This window comes from Tritonibacter horizontis (assembly GCF_001518015.1).
Classification (GTDB): domain Bacteria; phylum Pseudomonadota; class Alphaproteobacteria; order Rhodobacterales; family Rhodobacteraceae; genus Epibacterium; species Epibacterium horizontis.
The window spans coordinates 49,901-56,945 of the sequence record NZ_LPUY01000040.1 but is presented as its reverse complement, the minus strand read 5'-3'; the positions used below and the strand labels follow the sequence as shown (position 1 = coordinate 56,945).

3 protein-coding genes are annotated in these 7,045 nt (G+C 62.0%); 2 read left to right on the top strand and 1 reads right to left on the bottom strand.

What is annotated here, in order from left to right; translation table 11 throughout:
- The first annotated feature begins 179 nt into the window (after nt 1-179).
- Together TRIHO_RS06305 and TRIHO_RS06300 are read left to right on the top strand one after the other, a co-directional pair.
- Nucleotides 180-2,597 carry a GcvT family protein gene (locus TRIHO_RS06305; protein ID WP_068241357.1) on the top strand — a complete coding sequence of 806 codons (2,418 nt, stop codon included), beginning with the start codon at nt 180-182 and terminating at the stop codon, nt 2,595-2,597.
- 241 nt (nt 2,598-2,838) lie between these two features.
- Entirely contained in the window at nt 2,839-3,444 is a 606-nt protein-coding gene (locus TRIHO_RS06300; RefSeq protein ID WP_269745351.1) for a nucleotidyltransferase family protein, read from the top strand.
- A 100-nt stretch (nt 3,445-3,544) separates the two neighbouring features.
- Here the strand turns inward: TRIHO_RS06300 and TRIHO_RS06295 are convergent, their stop codons facing one another.
- A complete protein-coding gene (locus TRIHO_RS06295) occupies nt 3,545-6,622 on the bottom strand; it encodes a Hint domain-containing protein (RefSeq protein ID WP_068241355.1) in 3,078 nt (1,025 codons plus the stop codon).
- Nucleotides 6,623-7,045: the final 423 nt, after the last annotated feature.

The window sequence follows — 7,045 nt, the reverse complement described above, 5'->3', positions numbered from 1 at the left end:
CCCCTCCGGGGCGCGCGGCGCCATGCCCAACCGGAGACTGGCCCCAAAGGGTCAGCAAACGGGCGGGAGACACCCCCTCGAAGCGGGGTGACGACATCTATGGTCGCTTTTTGACTGGACGACTGGGCATAAGTGTCCAGAATGAAGGCCAACGCGATCCTGACAGGGAGTCCTCACCTATGAAAACCACCACCCGAGTGGCCGTCATCGGCGGCGGCGTCGTCGGCTGCTCCGTCCTTTATCACCTGACGAAACTCGGCTGGTCCGATGTGATGCTGATCGAGCGGTCCGAGCTGACCTCCGGCTCCACCTGGCACGCGGCAGGCGGCTTTCACACCCTCAACGGCGACACCAATATGGCGGCGCTTCAGGGCTATACCATCAAGCTCTACAAGGAGCTGGAAGCCATCACCGGCATGTCCTGCGGCCTGCACCACGTGGGCGGCGTGACGCTGGCAGACACGCAGGAGCGCTTCGACATGCTCAAGGCGGAGCGCGCCAAGCACCGCTTCATGGGGCTTGAGACAGAGATCGTAAGCCCCGAGGAAATCAAGAAAATCGCCCCTGTCACCAATATCGACGGCATTGTCGGCGGCCTATATGATCCGCTGGATGGGCATCTTGATCCCTCCGGCACCACCCACGCCTATGCCAAGGCCGCGCGCATGGGCGGCGCCACGATCGAGACCCATTGCAAGGTGATCGAGACCAACCAGCGCCCCGACGGCACCTGGGATGTGGTCACCAACAAGGGCACCATTCACGCCGAACATATTGTCAACGCCGGTGGGCTTTGGGCGCGCGAGGTCGGCGCGATGGCGGGCATCTACTTCCCGCTGCACCCGATGGAGCACCAGTATATCGTCACCGACGAGGTGCCGATGGTTGCTGAGATCATCGACGGCGGCGGTGAGCATCCGCATGTGATGGACCCGGCAGGCGAAAGCTATCTGCGGCAAGAAGGTCGCGGCCTCTGCATCGGGTTTTACGAACAGCCCTGCCGCCCCTGGGCCGTCGATGGCACACCTTGGGATTTTGGCCATGAGCTGCTGCCCGACGACTTTGACAAGATCGAAGAAAGCATTGAATTCGCGTATAAACGCTTCCCGGCCCTGGCCGAAGCTGGCGTCAAATCGGTGATCCACGGCCCCTTCACCTTTGCCCCCGATGGCAACCCGCTGGTGGGGCCGGTGCCGGGGGTGCGCAACTATTGGTCGGCCTGCGCCGTGATGGCGGGCTTTTCGCAAGGCGGCGGCGTTGGCCTGATGCTGGCGCAATGGATGGTCGAGGGCGAATGCGAACGCGACACGGCGGCGATGGATGTGGCCCGCTTCGGCACCTGGATCACACCGGGCTATACCCGCCCCAAGGTGGTTGAAAACTACCAGAAACGGTTCTCCATCGCCTATCCGAACGAGGAACTGCCCGCCGCGCGCCCCTTCCGCACCACGCCGATGTACGACATCTTTGACAGCATGGGCGCGGTCTGGGGCCACCAATACGGCACCGAGATCCCAAACTACTTCGCCGCCGAGGGCGAGGCCCGCTACGAGACCCCGTCGTTCCGTCGCTCCAACGCCTTTGACGCCACCGCGCGCGAGGTAAAGGCCGTCCGTGAAGCTGTTGGAATCAATGAGATTCACAACTTCGGCAAGTATCGCGTCAAGGGCGCCGGGGCACGTGCCTGGCTCGACCGGATCATGGCCGGACGGGTGCCGCAGCAGGGCCGCCTCAGCCTGACGCCAATGCTGTCGCCCAAGGGCCGCCTGATCGGGGATTTCACCATCTCCTGTCTGGCAGAGGATGACTTCCAGCTGACCGCCTCCTATGGCGCGCAGGCCTACCACATGCGCTGGTTCCTGCAGAACCGCGACGCAGGTGTCACCATCGACAATGTCTCGGATCAGGTGAACGGCTTTCAGATTGCAGGCCCCAAGGCACGCGAGGTGCTACAGGCCTGCACGCGCAGCGACATCTCCGATATGCGCTTCCTCGATGTGCGTCGCCTGACGGTGGGCATGGTGGACTGCCTGGTGCAACGGGTCAGCTATACCGGTGATCTGGGCTATGAGATCTACTGCGATTTGCCCAGCCAGCGCGCACTCTGGACCTCGCTTTGGGGCGCGGGTCAAAGCCACGGCATGAAACCCTTCGGGATGCGGGCGATGATGAGCTTGCGTCTGGACAAGTTCTTTGGCTCCTGGCTGTCAGAGTTCTCACCGGATTACACCGCAGCCGAGACCGGTCTGGATCGCTTTATATCCTTCAAGAAACCCGTTGATTTCATTGGCCGTTCCGCCGCCGAGGCCGAGCGTGTTACCGGTGTGAACCGCAAGCTCTGCGCCTTTGAGGTCTCCGCCGAGGACGCCGATGTGGTCGCCTACGAGCCGATCTGGCTCGACGGCGACGTGGTTGGGTTCTGTACCTCCGGCGGCTACAGCCACTATGCGCAAAAATCCATTGCGCTGGGCTTCCTGCCCGTTGATCGTATTGCCGACGGGCTGGAGGTCGAAATCGAAATTCTCGGCAAGAGGCACGCCGCCAGGCTGCTGGCAGAGCCGTTGTTTGACACCGATGGCACTCGGATGCGGGGCTGAACAGCAAAGAAGGTCAGAGTTACTGACCTGTTTCGCCCCCTGTTGCCGCCCCACCGTGCGATTGCCCCAAGGGCGGGCGCAACGTTTGCGACAGAACCGGTTCCCTATTGTTTCGCGCGCGAAACAATAGGGCAGAAATGCTGACCTTTGTGGTTGGCAGGACACGCGCAATTGCGCAATCTGGCCCCGGCAGTGCCACCACCGCGCACCGCCACAAACCGCAGCCAGCAGGACCAAGACCTTGCCCCAAGACCTTGCCATTCTTCTTCTTGCGGCGGGCGCCTCTTCGCGGATGCGCGGGGGCGACAAGCTCTTGGAGGACATATCGGGGCGTCCGCTCCTGACCCATTTGATCCGCGAGGCGCGGGCGACGACGCTGCCGGTCTGGGTCACGCTTCCCGCGCTCGACCATCCTCGTGCCGCCGCAGCGTCAGACGCACGGAGGGTCGTGGTCCCCGACGCCGCCGAGGGGATGGCGGCATCAATCCGACGCGGGGTTGCTGCGCTCCCTGCAACGACGCAGGGCGTCCTTCTGTTGCCGGCGGATATGCCCGAATTGACCTGCGATAGTTTTTTGGCACTTGCTGATCGTTTTGACGGGCCGGAGGGGCCGATTTTGCGAGCAACCGGGACGGACGCCGATGGCGAGATCCGTCCCGGTCATCCGGTATTGTTTCCGCACCGCTGTTTCGCGGCACTGACAGCCCTGCGCGGCGACACCGGCGCGCGCGCTGTCCTGCAGGGCGAACGCGTCCAGTTGGTTCCCCTGCCCGCAGCCCAGGCTCTGACCGATCTCGACACACCCGAAGCCTGGTCTGCCTGGCGTCACCGCCAGTCACAGACATAGACACGAACGCGGGCACGGGCACCCTGAGCTGAGAGCGCGGAACAGAAAAAGGCAGGTCCCGGGACCTGCCTCACTCTGTGTTCTGAAAGTGGACTGCACCTTAGTGGAGCAGCAACTTCGCTTCGTGTTTCTTCAGCGAGCGACGCGCCGCAGAATAGGCCGCGCGGCCCTGGTCGGTTTTCAACTCCGGGAACAACTCGAAAATCTCGTTGCGTTGGGCGTTGTCCAGCCCCCGCAAGGTCAGATCACCCGGCTGGAAGCTTTCGGTCCAGGCTCCATCGGACAGCACCACCTCGTGTTGATCGAACATGAAGTGGATATAGGTGACGGCAGAGGTCTCGACCGCATCGACACCCTTGAGGCCAGTCAGATGCTTGGCCGCAACCAGAACTTCGCGATCCTCGAAATACAGCGCCGTCTTGTCATTGGCGACCAGAACACGGTGGTTCGGGCTGACCATCATGTCGCGTTCCGGCAGGCCATTGCCAAGCGCACCCTGGCGGATCAGCACCGGCTGCAGATGTCCCGCACCGGCAAGATCAGCGCGATCCAGTTCCCGATGACCGACCCAGCGGATCGCTTGGATGCCATTGTCGCGGGTGATGATCCGGTCGCCGACCTGCAGCTCTTCGACCCGACGTTCGCCCTGTGGCGTGGCGATCAGCGTGCCCGGCGTGAAACAGGGGATCACCTGCTCGATTTCCGAGAATTCAAAGGTGCCGATGACGCTGTCGTCACCGTCCAGCAGGTTGATGGTGCCGGAGTAGCTGTTACCATCCGCATCCGCCGTCCGGGACACATATTCAAAGTTCTGACCTGTCAGGTCGAGAATGTCATAATCGTCACCACCAGAGCCGCCGTCGATCGTGTCACCATCGGTCGCCCCCATGAAGGTATCCCGATCATCGCCGCCGCTGAGACTGTCCGCCCCGTGGCCGCCGGTGATCACATCCGCACCCGCACCGCCATCGACGGTGTCGTCGTCAATCCCGGCGTCAATGGTATCATCGCCCGCGCCGCCAGAGATCAGATCGTCATCGTCCTGACCGTAGATCAGATCGTTGCCGTCGCCGCCGTCGATGGTATCCCTGCCATTGGTCGGATCGGGATCGGCATCGCGCCCGTCAGATCCATCATCGGTGATGTTCAGCCCATCCGGGAAGTCGGGGTCAAGCCCGCCATAGATGGTGTCATCACCGGCGCCGCCCATCAGGCTGTCAGAGCCTTCGCTGCCGATGATTTCGTCATTTCCATCACCACCGGTGACCGTGTCGTCGTCGATCCCGGCGTCGATAAAGTCGTCGCCCGCGCCGCCGTCGATCAGGTCATTGTCATCGCCGGTATAGATCGTGTCATTGCCCGCGCCGCCGGTGACCGTATCACGGTCGTCCAACGGATCCGCATCCGGGGTGATGGCCGGGATCGCCGGTGTGGTGCCATCATAGCCGGGAAAGCCACGGTCGACGGCCGGCGCAGAACCGGAGGTGTCGATATAGTCATCGCCGTCACCACCATCGGCGGAATCTCTGCCGTCGCCGCCGGTGAGCGAGTCGTCACCTTCGTTGCCGATCAGCGTGTCATCGCCTTCGCCGCCATCCAGCGTATCGTCGCCGGGTGTGCTGACGCTGCTGTCCGCGACGGTCGCGTCAAAGAAGACATCCGTCAGGAACACGCCCGAGTCGGAATCGCCGTCCTGGGAATGATGCACGACAATGCGCGAGACCGGCCCCGGAATGGTCACCAGAAGCGAGGTCGTCGTGTTGGTGGCCTCTGCATAGTTTCCAGACGCACGCGCGGTGTCGTCGCCGGCAACGCTGTCGTCATCCGACATTGTCAGCGCCGGGCCACCGGCCAGCACGACCTTGACCGGGTCGCCATTGGCGTCAAACGCCGTGACATGCACCACCCCGCCGCCGTCAATGTCGTTGACGCGGAACGAAACGTTTTCGACCGGATCAGAGAAATCCAGCGCATGTTCAGCCGATTGGCCATCGGTCAACAGGTTGGACCGGAGGCTGCTGTTGGCATCTGCGGCATCGCCGCCAGTGTCGATGTTGCCGACATATTGGTCGCGATCGTCAAAGGCGCTTTCGAGGCTCGCCTCGGATTCGGTGACGCTATAGCTGACGTTGACGTTGCCAGTGTCCTGGTCAAATCCGCCGTCCAACTCGTCGCCATTGTCAACCAGCGAGGCATCGTCCGGATCCGGCGCCAGATCCCATTTGAACACTTCACGGGTGGTTGCCCCCGCGCCCGGCGCGTCGGTGTCACCTTCTAGCACATCGTCGCCCGCGCCGCCCACAAGGCTGTCGCTGCCCGATCCGCCATGAACCGTGTCGTCGCCGGCCCCCGCCTCGACGGTGTCATCGCCGCCGCCCGCATGGACGAGATCATCGTCCGGGCCAACCGTTGGATCAATGGCATCGCCGGCGTCGATCCGGTCGCCCTCAGGGTCGCCAAGATAGGCGGTATCAATCAGGTCGTCGCCCTCGGTGCCTTCGACAATCCCATCGAGCCCTTCGCCGGTGACATCCGCATTCAGCACCGCGACATAATCGATGGAGCCGTCCAGCCCCTGATCAAAGGTACCTTCCGTCGTCTCGCGGGCGCCAAAGACAAAGCTCTGTTCATCGTCGCCGGTGATGTCAAAGGACAGGCCCGAAACATCCGAGGACACCGTGGTGCTGGTGCCTTGGGTTTCGTTCTCGACGATCAGGGTGACGCCATCGTCGCCCCAGCCGTAGGTCACATTGACGATATCGCCGACGACAAGAAAGGATGGGTCGGTCGCGAGCGTCACGCTGGCGCCGTCATCGCCGTGATAAAGCTCCACCGCGCCCTCTGGCGTGACGCGGATTTCAAAGAATTCATCCGGCGTATCGGCGAGTCCACGGCTAACGACCGTCTGGTCGCCGGGGCCAAAGCTATAGGGGCGGAAACTGGTGGTCAGGCTGCCCTCGGTCAGATCAAAGGAGGCGTCGTCGCCGTCGTCGACATCCATCCGCCCGCTGCCGCCATTGGTAAAGAGCCAGCCACCGCCGAATGTTGCATCCGCTGACGGGGTGCCATCCTGCGCGATCCCGTCGCCCAGACCACTGTCATCGGTTTCATACCCCGAGCGGAAATCCCATAGACCCACAACGTCTGCAGAATATGGATTATCAAAATTCTTAGCCATACCGCTCACTCCTTCGGCCGCATACCGGCACTCGGCCCAGCCCTGGACAGAGTTAATTTATTCACGACCGCCCAACAGGCTGTGCCGTATCGATCTCAAAAAAACCGTCGAGCAAAAAACCAGTCGATCCTTTGCTCGACGACTTAACACGCGGCGCCTACTCCGGGAGCAACGGGGAAATTCCCTTGATGATCCCGGCACCTGACTGGAGAGGTTAACAACATATTCTCCAAAACCGCATAATTAGAAGTAGCGAAGCGGCCGACCCCGACAAAGACAAATTTAAAGTTAACGCTCGCCCCGTCTGGACACAAAACGGCTCTCTCTGGCCAGAAACACGGCCCCGCCCGGCGGATTGTTTCTGATTTCCTATCGAACGGATAGCACTCAGAGCAAAAGGATGGCGAATTTTAACACAAAAAG